Annotated in this window: 19 protein-coding genes; 5 read left to right on the forward strand and 14 right to left on the reverse strand. The window is 69.8% G+C overall.

Annotated elements, in window-relative coordinates; genetic code table 11:
* The first annotated feature begins 10 nt into the window (after window positions 1-10).
* The 3 genes from ACIBU0_RS16795 (at window position 11) to ACIBU0_RS16805 (ending at window position 2,152) form a co-directional block, all read left to right on the forward strand.
* Complete coding sequence (locus tag ACIBU0_RS16795; protein ID WP_398818163.1) at window positions 11-778, forward strand: metal ABC transporter ATP-binding protein; 768 nt, start codon at window positions 11-13, stop codon at window positions 776-778.
* Window positions 778-1,680: a metal ABC transporter permease gene (locus ACIBU0_RS16800; RefSeq protein ID WP_398818166.1), complete on the forward strand. Its 903-nt coding sequence runs from the start codon at window positions 778-780 to the stop codon at window positions 1,678-1,680. The genes ACIBU0_RS16795 and ACIBU0_RS16800 overlap by 1 nt, the downstream gene beginning before the upstream one ends.
* Before the next feature lie 61 nt (window positions 1,681-1,741).
* Entirely contained in the window at window positions 1,742-2,152 is a 411-nt protein-coding gene (locus ACIBU0_RS16805) for a Fur family transcriptional regulator (RefSeq protein ID WP_398818169.1), read from the forward strand.
* A 390-nt stretch (window positions 2,153-2,542) separates the two neighbouring features.
* Here the strand turns inward: ACIBU0_RS16805 and ACIBU0_RS16810 are convergent, their stop codons facing one another.
* From ACIBU0_RS16810 to ACIBU0_RS16835, 6 genes are read right to left on the reverse strand one after another with little or no spacing between them, the layout of a single operon-like run.
* Window positions 2,543-2,836 carry a hypothetical protein gene (locus tag ACIBU0_RS16810; RefSeq protein ID WP_398818171.1) on the reverse strand — a complete coding sequence of 98 codons (294 nt, stop codon included), beginning with the start codon at window positions 2,834-2,836 and terminating at the stop codon, window positions 2,543-2,545.
* Window positions 2,837-2,895: 59 nt separating this feature from the next.
* Entirely contained in the window at window positions 2,896-3,729 is an 834-nt protein-coding gene (locus ACIBU0_RS16815; RefSeq protein WP_398818174.1) for an isoprenyl transferase, read from the reverse strand.
* A gap of 16 nt (window positions 3,730-3,745) precedes the next feature.
* Window positions 3,746-4,492 carry a DNA repair protein RecO gene (gene recO / locus ACIBU0_RS16820; RefSeq protein ID WP_398818177.1) on the reverse strand — a complete coding sequence of 249 codons (747 nt, stop codon included), beginning with the start codon at window positions 4,490-4,492 and terminating at the stop codon, window positions 3,746-3,748.
* Window positions 4,489-4,620, reverse strand: a complete 132-nt coding sequence (locus ACIBU0_RS16825; RefSeq protein WP_398818179.1) for a hypothetical protein — start codon at window positions 4,618-4,620, stop codon at window positions 4,489-4,491. The genes recO and ACIBU0_RS16825 overlap by 4 nt, the downstream gene beginning before the upstream one ends.
* Window positions 4,621-4,646: 26 nt before the next feature.
* Complete coding sequence (locus tag ACIBU0_RS16830; RefSeq protein ID WP_398818181.1) at window positions 4,647-5,270, reverse strand: DUF1266 domain-containing protein; 624 nt, start codon at window positions 5,268-5,270, stop codon at window positions 4,647-4,649.
* A 30-nt stretch (window positions 5,271-5,300) separates the two neighbouring features.
* Window positions 5,301-5,516: a hypothetical protein gene (locus ACIBU0_RS16835; protein ID WP_398818184.1), complete on the reverse strand. Its 216-nt coding sequence runs from the start codon at window positions 5,514-5,516 to the stop codon at window positions 5,301-5,303.
* 328 nt (window positions 5,517-5,844) lie between these two features.
* On the opposite strand from ACIBU0_RS16835, the gene ACIBU0_RS16840 reads away from it, so the two are divergent.
* Complete coding sequence (locus tag ACIBU0_RS16840; RefSeq protein ID WP_398818187.1) at window positions 5,845-6,678, forward strand: helix-turn-helix domain-containing protein; 834 nt, start codon at window positions 5,845-5,847, stop codon at window positions 6,676-6,678.
* Complete coding sequence (locus tag ACIBU0_RS16845; RefSeq protein ID WP_398818190.1) at window positions 6,660-6,854, forward strand: DUF397 domain-containing protein; 195 nt, start codon at window positions 6,660-6,662, stop codon at window positions 6,852-6,854. Before ACIBU0_RS16840 ends, ACIBU0_RS16845 begins: the two co-directional genes overlap by 19 nt.
* On the opposite strand, the gene ACIBU0_RS16850 is transcribed toward ACIBU0_RS16845, so the two are convergent.
* The 8 genes from ACIBU0_RS16850 to ACIBU0_RS16885 all read right to left on the reverse strand — a co-directional run bounded on the left by ACIBU0_RS16850 (window position 6,835) and on the right by ACIBU0_RS16885 (window position 16,025).
* Window positions 6,835-9,009 (reverse strand): tetratricopeptide repeat protein, encoded by a 2,175-nt coding sequence (locus ACIBU0_RS16850; RefSeq protein WP_398818193.1) that lies wholly within the window; start codon window positions 9,007-9,009, stop codon window positions 6,835-6,837. The two genes, ACIBU0_RS16845 and ACIBU0_RS16850, sit on opposite strands and share 20 nt — an antisense overlap.
* A complete protein-coding gene (locus ACIBU0_RS16855) occupies window positions 9,006-9,425 on the reverse strand; it encodes a hypothetical protein (protein ID WP_398818195.1) in 420 nt (139 codons plus the stop codon). The genes ACIBU0_RS16850 and ACIBU0_RS16855 overlap by 4 nt, the downstream gene beginning before the upstream one ends.
* Before the next feature lie 51 nt (window positions 9,426-9,476).
* On the reverse strand, window positions 9,477-10,358 hold the full coding sequence (locus ACIBU0_RS16860; protein WP_398818198.1) for a DUF6879 family protein: 882 nt from the start codon (window positions 10,356-10,358) through the stop codon (window positions 9,477-9,479).
* A gap of 103 nt (window positions 10,359-10,461) precedes the next feature.
* Window positions 10,462-11,436, reverse strand: a complete 975-nt coding sequence (locus ACIBU0_RS16865) for an SCO2521 family protein (protein ID WP_398818201.1) — start codon at window positions 11,434-11,436, stop codon at window positions 10,462-10,464.
* Between the two features lies 1 nt (window position 11,437).
* Window positions 11,438-12,421, reverse strand: a complete 984-nt coding sequence (locus ACIBU0_RS16870) for an SCO2522 family protein (RefSeq protein ID WP_398818204.1) — start codon at window positions 12,419-12,421, stop codon at window positions 11,438-11,440.
* Window positions 12,418-13,335, reverse strand: coding sequence for an SCO2523 family variant P-loop protein (locus ACIBU0_RS16875; RefSeq protein WP_398818207.1), 918 nt, complete (start codon window positions 13,333-13,335; stop codon window positions 12,418-12,420). Before ACIBU0_RS16875 ends, ACIBU0_RS16870 begins: the two co-directional genes overlap by 4 nt.
* A gap of 3 nt (window positions 13,336-13,338) precedes the next feature.
* Complete coding sequence (locus tag ACIBU0_RS16880) at window positions 13,339-15,189, reverse strand: SCO2524 family protein (RefSeq protein ID WP_398818210.1); 1,851 nt, start codon at window positions 15,187-15,189, stop codon at window positions 13,339-13,341.
* A gap of 65 nt (window positions 15,190-15,254) precedes the next feature.
* On the reverse strand, window positions 15,255-16,025 hold the full coding sequence (locus ACIBU0_RS16885; protein WP_398818213.1) for an SCO2525 family SAM-dependent methyltransferase: 771 nt from the start codon (window positions 16,023-16,025) through the stop codon (window positions 15,255-15,257).
* Window positions 16,026-16,036 lie beyond the last annotated feature (11 nt).

Genomic DNA, 16,036 nt, shown 5'->3' on the forward strand with positions numbered 1-16,036 from the left:
GGAGGACGGCATGACCGAGCCCGTCATATCGCTGCGCGGCGTCCGCGCCGAGCTGGGTTCGCGCCCCGTCCTGCGCGGCATCGACCTCACCGTGGGACGCGGTGAGGTCGTCGCGCTGCTCGGCGCCAACGGCTCGGGCAAGTCGACGGCCGTGCGCAGCATCATCGGCCAGGTCCCGGTCAGCGCGGGCGAGATCGACCTGTTCGGCTCCCCGCGGGGGCGGTTCCGCGACTGGGCGCGGGTGGGTTACGTCCCGCAGCGCACGACGGCGGCGGGCGGCGTGCCCGCCACGGTGACGGAGACGGTCTCTTCCGGCCGCCTGTCCCGCACCCGCTTCGGCGTCTTCCGCAAGGCCGACCACGCCGCCGTACGGCGCGCCCTGGAGCTCGTCGGCATGGCGGACCGGGCGAAGGACTCCGTCAACGCCCTGTCCGGCGGCCAGCACCAGCGGGTACTGATCGCCCGTGCCCTGGCCTCCGAGCCCGAGCTGCTGATCATGGACGAGCCGATGGCGGGCGTGGACCTGGCCAGCCAGGAGGTGCTGGCACGCACGCTCAGGGAACAGGTCGCGGCCGGCGCGACGGTCCTCCTCGTCCTGCACGAACTGGGCCCCCTGGAGCCCCTGATCGACCGGGCGGTCGTCCTGCGCGACGGCTGCGTCCTGCACGACGGCCCGCCCCCGAAGGCCGTCGGCCAGCACGCGCTGCCCGGCCACGACCACGTACACCCGCACGCGGCTCACGACGCCGAACCGATCCGGACGGGACTGCTGAGCTGATGGACTTCCTCAACTACGACTTCATGCAGCGGGCGCTGCTGGCCGCGGTACTGGTCGGCATCACGGCCCCGGCCGTCGGCATCTACCTGGTCCAGCGCCGCCAGGCGTTGATGGGCGACGGAATCGGCCATGTCGCGATGACCGGCGTCGGCCTCGGCTTCCTCCTCTCCTGGTCCCCGGTGTGGATGGCGACGCTGGTGTCGATCCTCGGCGCGGTGCTGATGGAGCTGATCCGCTGGTACGGCCGCACCCGCGGAGACATCGCCCTCGCGATGCTCTTCTACGGCGGCATGGCGGGCGGCGTGATGTTCATCAACCTCGCGCCGACCGGCTCGAACGCCAACCTCACCTCATACCTCTTCGGTTCGCTCTCGACGGTGAGCGAGTCGGACGTGACGGCGATCATCCTGCTCGCCGCGTTCGTGGTGTTGGTCACCCTCGGCCTGCGCCGCCAGCTGTTCGCGGTGAGCCAGGACGAGGAGTTCGCGAGGGTGACGGGCCTGCCGGTCCGCGCCCTGAATCTGCTCACCGCCATCACCGCGGCGGTGACGGTCACGGTGGCGATGCGGGTGGTCGGCCTCCTCCTGGTGTCGGCGCTGATGGTGGTGCCGGTGGCGGCGGCCCAGCAGCTCAGCCGCAGCTTCGCGGCGACGTTCGCGATCGCCGTCGGCATCGGCGTCGCGGTGACGATCGGCGGCACGGTGACCTCGTACTACCAGGACGTCCCGCCCGGTGCGACGATCGTGCTGCTGACCATCGGCGCGTTCATCGCGCTGACGGTGCTGGCGGCTCCGCTGGCCCGCCGCAGGGCCCGCGCCGCGGCCGCGGCACAGCCCGCCGGGGACCCCGCAGAGTGCGCGATTCCGGCCAGCCGGGGAAGCGACGGGAAGGTCGGCGTCTGACTGCCCCCAGGCCGGGCTGGCACAATGGCCCGGCAAGGCGCCAGACGTGAGGAGGCAACCGGTGACGACGGCAGGACCGCCCGTGAAGGGCCGAGCCACGCGACAGCGTGCAGCCGTGGCGGCGGCCCTTGACGAGGTCGACGAGTTCCGCAGTGCGCAGGAGCTCCACGACATGCTCAAGCACAAGGGCGACTCGGTCGGCCTGACCACGGTGTACCGCACCCTCCAGTCCCTCGCCGACGCCGGCGAGGTCGACGTCCTGCGCACCTCCGAAGGCGAGTCGGTCTACCGCCGCTGCTCGACCGGCGAACACCACCACCACCTCGTCTGCCGCGTCTGCGGCAAGGCGGTCGAGGTCGAGGGGCCCGCGGTGGAGAAGTGGGCGGACGCGATCGCGGCGGAGCACGGGTACGTCAACGTGGCACACACGGTGGAGATCTTCGGCACGTGCGCGGAGTGCGCCGCGGGTTGAGCCGGTTTCGCTGCGGCTGCGGGGGGGTGCGCGTCCCTGGGGGCTGCGCCCCCAGACCCCGCTTCGGCCCTGAAGGGACCTCGTCCTCGAACGCCGGGCGGGCTGAGTCGGTCAGCCCGCCCGGCGTTCGAGGACGAGGCCGTTCAGTCACACGCGGGCCAGATGGCTGTCGAGCAGTGCGCGCAGGCGGTCCACATCCCCTGGTTCAGCAGCTCCCCGCTTGACGAGGATCATCGCGCACCGCCCCGCCCGGTCCGGGCTGCGCAGGATGAAGACGCGGTCGGACTCGGCATAGCTGCCCTAGTTGGCCCAGCCGGTACGCAGGTCGGCGTGTCCGCCGACGAGCCGTACTCCCTCGGCGGACACCGTCACGCGGACCAGGCCCTGGTGCTATTTCGCCTTCAGGGAAGCGCGGCCCATGAAATGCGGTGCGAAGGCCATCAACACCGCCCACAGCACGAAGATCCCCCCGGGGACCGGGTTGTCGCCTTGGCTGACCGCCAGTGCCAGGAGGGCCGCTCCCAGGAGCCCGAAAACGACGAGAAAGGCCGGGCGGTAGATGAAACCGGCCACCCCTCGCTTGCGCACGAGCGTCCTGAAGCCGTCCGTCATGTCGGCGTGCCGGTACTCGAACTCCAGCACCACCTGATCCGCTCTCGGCTCCACAGCCTGTTCCTCGATCACGGCCCCTCCCCTGTCCTGCGGTGACGAGCCGTGATCGTAACGGCAGGAAGTGACAGGCCCTACTCCTGCCTACCCTCCATGGCCAGCAGCTCCTCGTTCGGGATCGCACCGCCGAACCGTCGGTCGCGGGACGCGAACTCCACGCAGGCGCGCCACAGGTCACGCCGGTCGAAGTCCGGCCACAGCACGTCCTGGAAGACCATCTCGGCGTAAGCGCTCTGCCAGAGAAGGTAGTTGGACGTGCGCTGCTCGCCGCTCGGACGCAGGAAGAGATCCACGTCCGGCATGTCCGGGTAGTACATGTACTTCGCGAAGGTCTTCTCGTTCACCTTCGACGGGTCCAGCCGCCCGGCCTTCACATCCTCCGCGAGGGCCTTCGCGGCGTCGGCGATCTCGGCCCGGCCGCCGTAGTTCATGCAGAAGTACAGCGTCAGCTTGTCGTTGCCCTTGGTCTGCTCCTGGGCGACCTGGAGCTCCTTGGCGACCGACTTCCACAGCTTGGGCATCCGGCCGACCCACCGCACCCGGATCCCCAGCTCGTCGAGCTGGTCGCGGGTCTTGCGGATGAAGTCGCGGTTGAAGTTCATCAGGAAGCGCACCTCGTCCGGCGACCGCTTCCAGTTCTCGGTGGAGAAGGCGTACAGCGAGATCGCGCCGACGCCCATCTCGATCGCCCCCTGGAGCACGTCCAGCACCCGCTCGGCCCCGACCTTGTGGCCCTCGGTGCGCGGCAGCCCCCGTTCCTTCGCCCAGCGGCCGTTCCCGTCCATGACGATCGCCACATGGTTCGGAACGAGCTCGCCGGGGAGCTTCGGCGCGCGGGCGCCGGACGGGTGCGGCTCCGGCGTCCTGTACTCACGGCGCCGGCGCCCCAGGAACCCACTCACGGCCATGTGTTTCTCGTCTCCCTTACTTTTCCACGTACCGAAGCGAACGCAGCCCGCGCTCCAGATGCCAGTGCAGATAGGCGGACACCAGCCCGCTCCCCTCCCGGACATACCGCGGCTCGCAGGCGTCCGCGGTCTCCCAGTCTCCCGTGAGCAGCGCACCGAGCAGTTCCAGGGTCTGCGGCGAGGGTACGACGCTACCGGGCACCCGGCAGTCGACACAGACCGAGCCTCCGGAGGCCACCGAGAAGAAGCGGTTCGGTCCCGGCATCCCGCACTTCGCACAGTCGCTGAAGCTGGGGGCGTACCCGTTGACGGCGAGCGACCGCAGCAGGAAGGCGTCGAGAACGAGATGCGGGGCGTGCTCACCGCGGGCGAGGGTGCGCAGGGCGCCCACGAGGAGCAGGTACTGCTGGACGGCCGGCTCGCCCTCGTGGTCGGTGAACCGCTCGGCGGTCTCCAGCATGGCGGTCCCCGCGGTGTAGCGCGCGTAGTCCGTCACGATCCCGCCGCCGTAGGGCGCGATGGTCTCGCTCTGGGTACAGAGGGGCAGCCCCCGCCCGATCAGCTCGCTCCCCCGCGCGAAGAACTGCACGTCGACATGGGAGAACGGTTCGAGCCGCGCCCCGAACTTCGACTTGGTCCGCCGCACACCCCGGGCCACGGCCCGCACCCGCCCGTGCCCACGAGTGAGCAGCGTGATGATCCGGTCCGCCTCGCCGAGTTTCTGGGTGCGCAAGACGATGCCGTCGTCCCGGAAGAGACTCATCCGGCACCCCCTCGGGTTTCCGGCCGGGGGTCCGGGGGGTGTCCCCCGGGGCAGCACAGCATGATCCGGTCCGCCTCACCCAGCTTCTGGGTGCGCAGCACGATGCCGTCGTCGCGGAACAGACTCATGGGGTCATTCTCGCGTACGGCGGGAGTCAGAGGGTGCGGTCGGGGTGGCTTATGGCATCCCAGGGGGCCATGTTCCACGGGCTGGCGCGGTTCGCCGGGTCCAGAAGGGCCTGGAGGTGAGCATCGGCGGCCTCCTGCCGGGCCGGGGAACCGGAGTCCGGCGTCCTCCCCCGCAGCCCGTCCCGCCACACCCGCCGCCCGAGCAGATAGTGATCGGCGTACTCCTGCCACGAGCCGTACGTCCCCGCCACCGCCGGCACGATGTTCTTCAGCGCGGTCCAGGCGTCGGACTCGGTGATCAGCCCGCAGGCGAAGCCGCGCCGGGCGATGTCGACGTACAGCGCGGCGTCCCAGGCGAGCGGCGCGACGCCGGTGAGGCGGTAGGCCCGGGCCCGGTACCCGCTGCGGGACAGCTCGTCGAGCCGGCCGGTCAGCTGCGCGCGCGAGGTGATCTCCCACTGCTCGGCCAGCCGGCGCCGGGCACCCTCCTCGTCGATCCGCACGAACGGGTACAGCGTCGTGCGCGAGGCGCCCCGGTCCCGGCTCACCGGCGCGCTCAGCGACACCATCCACAGCTGGTGCATGGTGAGCGGCACGGGGTAGCGCCGGGCCGCCTTCGGCCCTCTCCTCCGCCATCTCCACAAGCCCATGCCGCCGCACCCTATGCGCCCGCCCCTACGTCAAGGAACCTCACCCCGGCTGCGTGCGTTCGCGTACGCCGTCGCCGCGCGCAGCCGCTCGGCAGGGGTGGCCTGTCGTACGTGGCGCGGCTCGGCGTCCCATTCCTTGCCGCCGCCGTACGGCCTCAGCTGCACGTACGGCCCCTCGTGGCCCATCACGATGCCGATTCTCCCCGAACGGGTGTCGACCACGTACGACCCGATCGGCGGCTTCATCGCAGCACCACCGCGAGGCGCTGCGCGGTCTCGACCGAGCATCGGCCCAATTCGACGAGCGGGCAAGGAGCTTCACGCGCAAGACTCGCCGGCTCCAGCCGGAGTGTCGGGAGCGTAATTCCTGCCTTCTCCAGCGCCGCCCGCAATTCCTTCACTGCTTCCTCCGCTTCTTCGACGCAGCGCGCCGAGTGTCGTGCCGTCACCTGACTCCCCTCCCCTTTGGGTTTCACTCATTTCATCTCCATCCTGACCTGCGACGCCTACACTCGGCAGGAGTCTGTGCCCCGAAAGGGCGCTACAAGTGCAGGGCAGGGCAAGGGGGTTGGCCATGGCCAATGGTTCACGTCAGGCGGCCTGGGAGTTCTTCGGGGCCGAGCTGAAACGGCGGCGGGAGGACGCCGGGATCACCCAAGTGGAACTGGGGTCTCGGGTCTTCGTATCCGGCGGCTATATCGGCCAGTTCGAACAGGCAATTCGAAAGCCGCAATTGGATGTCGCTCAGCGGATTGACGAAGCGCTGCAAACCGACGGTATTTTCGAGCGGCTTTGGCGAAAGCTCATCAAGGAGCAGCCGTACACGGAGTACTTCGCACATGTGGCGGAACTGGAGCGGCTGGCGACGGAGATCTGCGAGTACGCGCCGGCTGTGGTCCCAGGGCTTCTTCAGACGCGGGAGTACGCGCAGGCGATGTTCCTCGCCAACAAGCCGCTGGCAGCCACTGAGTACATCGAGGAACTGATCAAGGGGCGGATGGACCGGACCCGGATCCTCAAGGACGTTACACGCCCCGTGTATTGGGCGGTTCTGCACGAGACGGCCCTGTGCATCCCGGTCGGCAGCCCGGCGGTCATGGCGAGTCAGCTGGACCACATCGCAACACTGATGCGAGAGCGCAAGGTGCTGGTTCAAGTGCTGCCGTTCGCGGCTGGGGCGCACCCTGAGATGGGCAGGCAGATGAAGCTCATGGACTTCGAGGACGCTCCACCAACTGTCTATACAGAAGGGGTGCTTTCGGGCAGCCTGCTTGACGAACCGGCTGTGGTGAAGGGGGCACGCGCGTCTTACGATCTGATCAGGGCTGCCGCGTTGTCGCCGGAGGCGTCCCTGGCCCTGATCGAGTCGGCGGCGGAGGACTTCAGACGATGCGCGAGTACGACCTGAGCAGCGCGAGCTGGCGCAAGAGCAGCTACAGCGGAGGCAACGGCGGAGAGGACTGCGTCGAGGTCGCCGACGGAGTCCCCGGCGTCGTCCCCGTCCGGGACAGCAAACTCCCATCCGGGGATATCCTCATGATCGGCGCCGACGCCTGGGCGGAGTTCATCGCTGCCATTCGGTGAGCCACTGGCGGAGCTCCACCACGAGCGGATGCTCCGGACCGACCGTCCTTTCGCGATGTTCGATGATCTCCTCAAGGAGCGGAAGAGCCTCGTCGGTTCTACCGAGGCCATGCAGGATCCTGGCGACGAGGGTGAGCGCACTGAGCGCAAACGGATGGTCATGGCCCTGGATGCGCCGACGATCGGCAAGGGTGCGGTGAGCCAGGGGCTCCGCCTCCTTGTTCCGCCCCAGCAGATGGAGCCCGTAGCCGTGGAGGTGGCGGGCCATCAGGGTGGTGAGATGGTCAGGCGGCAGAAACCTCTCGCAGTCCTCGACGACGGCTCGGGCTTCAGCATCGAACTCCTCCGCCTTGCCAAGCTGAGGCAGGACCTCAAGCAGACATGCCCGGCTGTAGAGGGTCTCGACGGAGTCCTCGCCGAGCACGCGGCGCTGGCCTTCGATCGCCCGCCGGTTGAAGTGCTCCGCCTCCTCGTCCCGGTCAAGTAGATCCAGCGGCTGGCTCAGCGCCAGACAGGTGCGCAGCGTGTCCGGATGGTCGGGGCCGAGCACTCGCTCACGGGCCTCCAGCACCCGCCGGTGAACCACCTCAGCCTCGGCGTATCGCCCCATGCGGTGCAGCGCCTGTCCCACTACGTCGCGCGTATCGAGGGCCACGGGATGCTCGGCGCCCAGCAGCCGTCCCACCATCTCCGCGACGGGTTCGGCCAGCGCCAGAGCTCCTGACCAGTCCCCCGCCTCGTACATCCGCCGTACGACCAGAGCCGTTACCCGAACGATCTCCTCGCCCGAGGCGGTACGGAGGAGCGCGACACCATGCGGGGCCAGCATGGCCAATACGGCGCGCGCCTCCTCGGAGGTGTCGTCCGGGTCGGGCAGAGCGGCGCTCAGCAGCCGGGCCGCGGCCGGTCCCAGAGCCGCACGCTGCCCGTCGGGGACACCCCCGGCCACGCTGTCCAGCAGCACCCCGTGCGCGCTGACGCACCGCGTGCCGCCCGACACGACGAGTTCGATCAGGGAGTGGTCGAGCAGTCCGCGCAGGGCGGCCTCCAACCGGTCGGCCGGGAGCGCGGGGTCGAAGCCGGTGAGCTCCACCTCGCCGCGCGCGGCCGGCATGAGCATCGACAAGGGCACCGGATCCGCCGACCAGCAGGACAGCAGCCGTAGCAGGGCCGTCGCCTCGGGCAACCCCTGAGCCGTGAGCGCGTCCAGGGACAACTGCCAGGTACGGCTGACCAGTTGACGGGACTGTCCACTGCCCCTGCCGAGCGCGCCCTGATCGACGATCGCGGTCGACTCCTCGGTCAGCTTGCGGTCGTACTCATCCATGGTCCACGACTCCAGGAGTTGGTGAGCGAGATGCGAGCCGGCCAGCGTGAGCGCGAGCGGCAGCCGGCCGAGCCGTTCCGCCACCTTGCGGGCCTCTTCCGGCGTACCCGCGTCGGGCGCGAGGTCACACAGGAGCTGGGCCGCGTCCTGGAGCGGGAGCAGCCCCAGGGCATGGCGGAAGACACCCGGCCCCCGCCACAGCGGCGAGTTCGCGACCCGCGTCGTCACCAGGACCGTGCCCAGCGGGCTGGTGCGCAGCCAGCCGCCCTCCTCCAGGATCGTGGGGTCGTCGGCGTTGTCCAGGACCAGCAGCCAGCGCTCGGCGGAGTGGTTCAGGTAGTGCCAGACGAGATCGGCGGCGGCGCGCTGGCCGCTTGCCGCCGCGGCGAGTTCGCCGGTGGTCGCGCCGCGGTCACCGGCGACCGCGAGCATGCCGGCGCGCAGCGACATCCGGTCGGACGCGTTCACCCACAGGCCGACGCGGCCGTGGGCCCGTGCCGCTTCGGTGAACAGCCAGTGGGCGACGGCCGTCTTGCCCAGGCCTCCCATGCCGTGCACGACATGGACGTCGCCGCCGGGCCCGGCGATCGCCGCGCCCAGAGTGCTGCGCAGCTGCTGACGGTTGCGCAGGATGCCGGGCGGGCGGCCCACGAGCGGTACGCGCACGGAGTCGGCGGCGGTGACCGGAGGCGTCGGCGCGCCGCCCAGGAGGGGAGCCGTCCCGGGCGCGTAGTGGTGGTGGTGTTCCTCGATGTACTGCTCGCCGGTCGCCTGGTACACCCGGCCCTGGCCGGACGCCCGGCCCTCGATCGCCCCGCCGCCGCTCACCGTTCGGTGATGTGCTGGTCGCGGCCCGCCTGGTACACACGGGCGCTGCCGGAGGCCTCGGCGCGGAGGTGGATCTCGCCGATCAGGGGCTGCTGCGGCAGCTGGGGCGTCAACTCGGCCAGCAGTCGCCGCAGTTCCTCCGCGACCTCGGGACGGGCGAGGAGCAGGCGGCGCAGCCGCCCCTGCCATTCGGCGGCCAGCTCGGCCTCCGACGCCTCGTCGCCCGCCTCACGCGCCAGCAGCAGGTCCTCGCGGGTCGCCTCCAGCTCGTCGCCGACACTCTCGGCCCTCGCGGGCTGGAAGCGCTGCCAGAGCGCCACCACTCCGTCGCGGGCCGCCTCCCAGGCCTGGGTGGCCATCAGTGTCACCATCGTCGTGCCCGCCGTCCTGGCGAGGTCGGCGATCTGCGGATCCATGCCCGTCCCCCTTCCTACGACCTCCGATCGTAGGTCAGGTTCCGCTCGACCTCACGCCCCCGAGGTGACCGTCGGCTGCGGCTCCGGACCCGCCTGCCGCTCCGCCTCCGCCCACAGGTCGTTGAACTGGGTGATGTGGTCCTCGATATGGTCCGGCTCGGTGCTCAGCAGCGTGCTGTCCGGGTTGTTCTCCTGGTCCGGCTTGGTCTCGTGGCAGAGTTCGCCGTCGAAGACGATGAAGTCGCTCACCCGGGGGTTGGACTCCATCAGCGACCGCACCGCGATACGCGCGTCGATACCCCGCCTGCGCTGGTCGTCGCACAGCGCTCTGAGCTCCGGCGTGACCTCGTCCTCGGTCCGCACGATGAACAGGCGCCGGATCTCCACGCCCCGCCGCTTGATCGCCTTCTCCTGCGCGGCGAGGTACCGGTCGGCGGGCCCGCTGGTCCAGAACTCCCGGTCCACCGAGGTGCTGGTGGCGTCGAGAGTCATCTTGACGCAGTCGGTGATGTCGATCAGCCACTCGTGGTTCTCGCCGGGGCAGTCCGCGCTGCCGCTGCCGAGGCCTTCCATCATCTTGGCGAGGCGGCCCAGCTCCTTCTCGGCGAAGGCCTGCACGATGTCGCCACCCTGCTCCCGGACCTTGGTGTAACCGAGTACCAGCCGAGTCACCTCGTCCGAGCGCAGCACCGAACCGTCGACCTGGCTGAACAGCGTCGTCGCGGCGAGGATCTCGTTGAAGCGCGTGTCGACCTTCTCGAACCGGTCCCCGAAGGCCACGAGGTACTGCACGATCAGCGCCGCGCTGCCGATCGCGATGGACGCCGTGAGCTGCCAGATGTTCCCGTCGTCCACGCCCAGCACGCTGGTCAGCACGAAGGTGCCGCCCGCCACCACGACGCTGAGCAGGATCCGCCAGAGCAGCTTGGGCACGCGCTGGTTCTGCGCCGGCGGTGTTTGTCCGTTGTTCCCTGTTCCTAAAGACGCTCCGCTCATGTCTCATCCCCCGTCGGGTTTCTGGTTGTGGTGCCGCTCCTCAGCGCGCGTCGCTGAGCGCCTGGTGCGGCATCGCCACGGCCTGGAGGGCCAGTCGATCTCTGATGCGCCGGCTCAGGTTCTCCCACTGGCGGGAGAACCCCGGTTTGTCTTCCAGTACGTCCCACAGGTGACCCAGCGCGGGGTCCACGTGGGCCCGCGGCATCCACAGATGCAGCAGATGAACCACGACCGGATGGAGCGCCTCGACGACCGAAGGCCCGTCCGCCGCGCCGAGACGGCTGTTGTCCAGCATGTGCTGAACCGTCGTCAAAAGCCAGTCGTGCAGGGCGAGATCCTCGCACATGCCCGCTGCGGATGCGGCCGGGATGTGCTCCGGCAGCCGTAGCTCCATGGTCCGCAGGCCGCCCTCCGCGACCGTGAAGTTGACCAGGGCCGCCCGCTCACCCGCCGGGGTGCGCCGTGCGACCCAGCGCAGCCGCGTGGGGCTGGACTTGAAGGGCACCCGGCGGTCGAGCAGCGGATGGCGGCGGAGCTGGGCCAGCAGGCCCTCGGCGATCATCCCGAGGTCGAGCTCGCCGCGCCCGGCGCCGCGCAACACGCCCTCGGCGATGGCCTGTCGGGGCAGCTTGCCGAACGGTTCGACGAGCCCCGGCCGAACCAGGTACTGGCCCCAGGGGCGGCGCATGTCGGGCCCGGCGGCCGGGAGGCTGAAGTAGGCGGTCGACTGCAGCAGGCGGCCCTCGGTCAGCGCAGCGCGGGCGGCCACCGTACCGACGGCCCGCACCTTGCTGCCGTTGGAGGTGGGCAGCCGGCAGTCCACCCCGGTCAGTACCTCGGGGGACAGGACGTACAGGCTGGGCCGCTCGGAGACCCGGACGTGGACGTCGGCGCGCAGCCTCAGCAGCTGGGCGGCGGCCCGGCCGTCCAGCGCCTGGAAGGACGGGAGCAGACAGGTGCGCACCTCGCCGCAGGCGAGGACGGTGGGCGCGGGCTGTCCGGGGGCCGCCGTCATGTCAGGACTCCTCGGCCCCGGCCACGTCGCCGGGCTCCTCGTAGAAGACGTAGGTGGCGCGTTGCGCGACCGCCGCCGGCACCGGCATCCCCTCGTCGGCGGAGCGCTTGGCGACCTGCTGCAGCGCCCCGGCGTCGACGTCTATCTGGTCGAGGATGAGCCGTACGGCGTCCTCGACGGCGAGGAAGCGGTTCGGCATGACGGTGCAGGTGCGGTAGGCGCTGAACGGCGCCTTCGTGTCGGTGAGCTTGATGAGGGGATCGAGGCGGTCCCAGTCGTGCGGGAAGTCCTCGCCCTGCCACTCCTTCGGCACCAGCACGGGCTCACCGAGGTGCCGTAACAGACCCAGCCGGGCCAGTTGCCATACGGCGGCCAGGAACGGGCAGGACCACAGCCGCCGGCCGTCCTTGTCGGACCACAGCTCGACGTCCATGAACACCGAGTGGTTGCGGGCCGCGGTCTCCTGGGGCGGCTCCCAGCCCCTGGCCCTGCCGCCGAGCGCGGGGCCGGGCATTGTGGGCGTGCGCTGACCGTTGGCGAGCCAGCCGGTCTGGCTGACGGGCGGGCGGGAGCCGTAGCTGCCGGGCGGCGGCGACTCGACCAGACGGTGCATGACCGATTCCGCGAGGTCGACGCGGTCGGCGACCGCGCAGGCCGACTCGCGGGCGAGGTAGTCGATGACCAGGCCGGCCTTCTCGGCCTCCTTCAGCACCATCGGGATCAGCTCGGCCGGGGTGGAGAAGCGGGTGAAGTAGTCGTCGACGAGGAAGCAGGTGCTGATGCGCGGGCGCTTGCTGCGGCGGGCCGCCGAGGCGCGCACCGCGTCCACCCAGATCCGCACCTCGGCGAAGTGCTCGCCGAGGCGCTTGGGTCCGGCCTCGAAGTCCTCCATGTAGAGGTGGCCCAGCTCCAGGGAGAGGTGGGCCAGCGGCACGGACTGGGTGCGCAGCTCCGCGGTGGTCTCCTGGAACACGGCTTCGCTCACGCCTGCTCCCAGTACTTGTCGTCGGTCAGCCGGCCGGCGAGCCGGCTGAGCGCCTGCCAGGTCTCCTGGTTGGCGATCTGGCTGTCCAGCACGTCCTCGTCGGTGATGAGCTGCTCGCGCCACTGCAGGACCGGTTCGAGGGGCACGGAGCCGAGGACCTGGCTGTAGCCGATGCCGTGGTTGGAGGCGAGCTGCTTGAGGTCGCCGTCGGTCTTGCGCATCCACGCCGACTGGGTGGGCGAGACCTGCGACCACAGCGGCGACTCCGGGTCGGGTACGGCGGCCCGCACGAAGCGGATCGCGTTGCGCAGCGTCTCCTCGTCGTGGCCGCGGTGGACGCCGCCGGCGACGATGCCGCGCTTGCCGAAGACCAGGCTGGCGGCGGCCGCCACATGCTGGCGGGTCCAGCGGTGGAAGACCAGCCAGCGGGCCGTGACCTCGCGCATCTCGGGCTGTGCGGTGGCCTCCAGGGCCATGTCGACGGCGTAGGAGCGGCCGGCGCTGAGGTCGACGATGACCAGGTCGAACTCGTAGTAGAGCGTCATCAGCAGGTCGACGCAGCGGCGCAGGTTGTCGTCGCCGGTGGCGAACTCGCCGCCGCTGACGTCGCCGGGCATCAGCACCAGCCGGCCGGAGCCGGGCGGCGGGAAGCGCAGCACCTGGTGCTCGGTCTCGGCCCAGACGTCGATGCGGGCCGGTTCGCTGACCTCTCCTATGAGATAGGCGTGCAGGCCGCGGTCCTCGGTGGCCTGCCGGGCGTCGGCCACGTCGAAGACGGCCGCGGCGGTGGGCGAGCCGAAGTCGAAGTCGAGGTAGCAGACGTCGTCCCCGGCCAGCGCGCGGTGGTAGGCGAGGTTGGCGCTGGTGACGGAGCGGCCCGTGCCTCCCTTGTCGGAGGCGGCGAAGATCAGCACGGTTCACACTCCCCGGTCCGCGGCTTCGCGGGCCCGGGCGAGCGCGTCGAGCTGTGCCAGCACGTCGAGGGTCAACGCGTAGGCCGTACCCGGCTGTTCGTCCACGAGGCTGCGGGCGCGACGCAACTTGACCTCGATGTTCCTGAGTTGCATCCCGTGCCGGCCGTCGTCCTTGGGCGCGGGCTCCATCTGTTCGTTGCCCAGCAGATGAGCGGACTCACTGAGCAACGCCCTTGCCAGCTCGGTGAGTTCGAGGCTGCGGATCGGGGGCTGCCGGTACATCTCGTGGGCCTGGACCATCACCTCGGTGACACGCTCGGTGATGCTCCACGACACCGGCACCCGCCGCTTGTGGATCTCCGCCTCGGGGTAGGCGTGGTGGACGCTGTCCCACAGGCCGACGCCCTCGCCGTCCCGGATACGGCGGCGCCACATGTGGTCGAAGATGTCCTCGGCCAGTCTGAGCAGCCGGTCGTGCGAGGCCAGGTTGCGCGACAGGGTGCACAGCTGGACGGTCCGCTTCAGCAGCTGCGCCGAGAAGTCGGTGATGGACCACGTCATGGGCGGCCCGATCCGCTCACTGCCCTGCAACGGCAGGGTGACGCCCACGTTGTGCAGCTCGTGGACCATGGGGTCGTGGCGGGTCATCCGGCTGGTGATGCGGCCGCGTTCGGCGAGGCGCTCCATGACGCCGACGGTGCGGGTCAGGTCGTCGTCGGTGGCCCGGCGCCGCATCAGGTCGTGTACGAGGATGGCGGCGACGGAGAGGGAGAAGTACGCCGACTCCAGCTTCTGTCCCGTCGTACGCCAGGGCAGGTCCTCCAAGGGCCAGCGGTCGGCGTCGAAGCGGGCGATGCGCGACCAGTACTGCTGGGTGAGCTCCCACCGCAGCCGGAGCGCCTCGGCGAGCTTCTGCTGCTCGGTGTTGAGCAGGCCGAGGGTGAGGGTGCGGTCGGAGAACAGGTCCTGGATACCGTCGAGGGCGACCACGGTGAAGTACAGATACGGCACCGGGTTGGCGATGCCTTCGGGCTGCGGCCCGATGGGTTCGTCGGTCTCGACCGCGGGGGCGTCCTTGACCAGGCTCCACGCCCAGCCGCACTCGAAGAGCTGGTTCTCGTCCTTGAGCCCTTCCTGGACGTCGATACCGAGGAAGACGCTCTCGACGAGAGCCGCGCGCACCGGGCGGAAGCGGCTCTGGAACTTGTTGAGCACCTGCCGCTGCGACTGCCGTCCCTGGCCGAGGAGTTCGACGAGGGTGCGGCCCTGGGAGGAGTCGGTGTCGAAGACGTTGACGGTGAAGGAGCGCAGCAGGCTCACCATGGCCGCGGTGAGGCGGCTGCTGGTGGCCGTGCGCAGCTCGGCGATCGTCTCCTTGATGTCGCTGCGCCGGGTCCTGGTCTCGTAGACCTTGAGGAAGCCGAGGGTGGCCAGGCACAGGGTGATCGACATGGAGAAGGAGTCGGTCACGCCGAGTTGGCGTTGTTCCTCGGTGATGTCCGTGTTCTTGTCCGCGGACCCGAAGTAGTAACCCCCGGCGAACGTGGGCCGTTTGTCCTCGCCGGTGTGTGTCCGCATGAAGTCGGATGCGGCCATGACGAGGTTGGCCGGGATGTCCAGCCGCCCGCCGGCCTTCCTCAGGACCTGCTGGACGTCGTCCTGTGTGGTGTCCGGGTCGTCCAGCCGGAACGCGGGGATTTCGGTCGCCGGATACAGCAGGCAGAGCAGCCGCTCGGCGTCGGCCACACTGCTCTCTCCGCCCCATTCGCCCCAGGCCCACTCCCCCCCGTCGAAAGAGTGGCGGGCGACCGCCTGCCAGATGTCCAGCAGATGCTGGCGTGGCTTGATCTGCATCCCATGCCCCTCACACAGGCCGCACTGCCATTAATTGAGGAATAGCTCTGTTCTTTTGTGAAGATTCACAGATTCCGGCGCCAGCCGTAGGCGACGATCATTCCCGAATATCCGTCGCGGACTTCGGCGACGGATCGGAGTCGCTGCACCATGAAGTCGCCCGCGAATTCCTGGAGACTCGCACGTACCTCGGATTCTCCCACGTCGCAGGCCGGGAAGAAGTGTTCGCCCGCGTGATACCCCTTCGAATGTTCCATGAAGGCGGCGGCGAAGGGGGCGCCCGGGGCCAGGGCGCGCAGGAAGCGCTCGACGCCGAGCCTGAACTCGCCGTGGGAGGTGGTGATCGACTCGGCGACGAAGAACATGGTCCCCATGGACCACCGGCCCTCGTACCGCGCCAGGTCGAAGAGGTCACCCTGCTCGACCCGGACGACCTTGCGGAACCGCTCACGCGGGTCCGTGCCCAGGGAGCTGTAGACCTCGTCCTTGCACAGGACGTCCCAGAACTGGTCCCAGTGGTCGTCGTAGCAGTCGACCTGGCCGTCCAGGTACGCGATGTTCGTGGGCGAGTGCTCGAAGAGGGTGATCTCCTCGCACCACGGCATCATGGCGAGGGCGGGATAGAGATTGGCGCCGGCACCCACGTCGATGCCGGAAACCGGGCCGACGCCCTGCTTCCGGAAATGATCGACGAAATGATCCCGGATCAGGTGCAGGATCTCAGCGTCCTCCGCCTGTAAGACGCTGTAGTTGTGCTGCACGTAGGCGATCGGGTCGAACTCCGCCCAGCGCACCTGCGCGTTCAACTGGACGTCCCCCGACGATCTCTGGGTCATTCACTCACGGT

The sequence above is a fragment of the Streptomyces sp. NPDC049627 genome (assembly GCF_044465645.1).
Taxonomy (GTDB): Bacteria; Actinomycetota; Actinomycetes; order Streptomycetales; family Streptomycetaceae; genus Streptomyces.

What these genes read in the sequence shown, in the direction of transcription:
- ACIBU0_RS16795 (WP_398818163.1), top strand. Translation starts at nt 11, where the DNA reads ATGACCGAGCCCGTCATATCGCTGCGCGGCGTCCGCGCCGAGCTGGGT.
- ACIBU0_RS16800 (WP_398818166.1), top strand. Translation starts at nt 778, where the DNA reads ATGGACTTCCTCAACTACGACTTCATGCAGCGGGCGCTGCTGGCCGCG.
- ACIBU0_RS16815 (WP_398818174.1), bottom strand. Translation starts at nt 3,729, where the DNA reads ATGGCCGTGAGTGGGTTCCTGGGGCGCCGGCGCCGTGAGTACAGGACG.
- recO (WP_398818177.1), bottom strand. Translation starts at nt 4,492, where the DNA reads ATGAGTCTCTTCCGGGACGACGGCATCGTCTTGCGCACCCAGAAACTC.
- ACIBU0_RS16825 (WP_398818179.1), bottom strand. Translation starts at nt 4,620, where the DNA reads ATGAGTCTGTTCCGCGACGACGGCATCGTGCTGCGCACCCAGAAGCTG.
- ACIBU0_RS16830 (WP_398818181.1), bottom strand. Translation starts at nt 5,270, where the DNA reads ATGGGCTTGTGGAGATGGCGGAGGAGAGGGCCGAAGGCGGCCCGGCGC.
- ACIBU0_RS16835 (WP_398818184.1), bottom strand. Translation starts at nt 5,516, where the DNA reads ATGAAGCCGCCGATCGGGTCGTACGTGGTCGACACCCGTTCGGGGAGA.
- ACIBU0_RS16840 (WP_398818187.1), top strand. Translation starts at nt 5,845, where the DNA reads ATGGCCAATGGTTCACGTCAGGCGGCCTGGGAGTTCTTCGGGGCCGAG.
- ACIBU0_RS16845 (WP_398818190.1), top strand. Translation starts at nt 6,660, where the DNA reads ATGCGCGAGTACGACCTGAGCAGCGCGAGCTGGCGCAAGAGCAGCTAC.
- ACIBU0_RS16855 (WP_398818195.1), bottom strand. Translation starts at nt 9,425, where the DNA reads ATGGATCCGCAGATCGCCGACCTCGCCAGGACGGCGGGCACGACGATG.
- ACIBU0_RS16865 (WP_398818201.1), bottom strand. Translation starts at nt 11,436, where the DNA reads ATGACGGCGGCCCCCGGACAGCCCGCGCCCACCGTCCTCGCCTGCGGC.
- ACIBU0_RS16880 (WP_398818210.1), bottom strand. Translation starts at nt 15,189, where the DNA reads ATGCAGATCAAGCCACGCCAGCATCTGCTGGACATCTGGCAGGCGGTC.
- ACIBU0_RS16885 (WP_398818213.1), bottom strand. Translation starts at nt 16,025, where the DNA reads ATGACCCAGAGATCGTCGGGGGACGTCCAGTTGAACGCGCAGGTGCGC.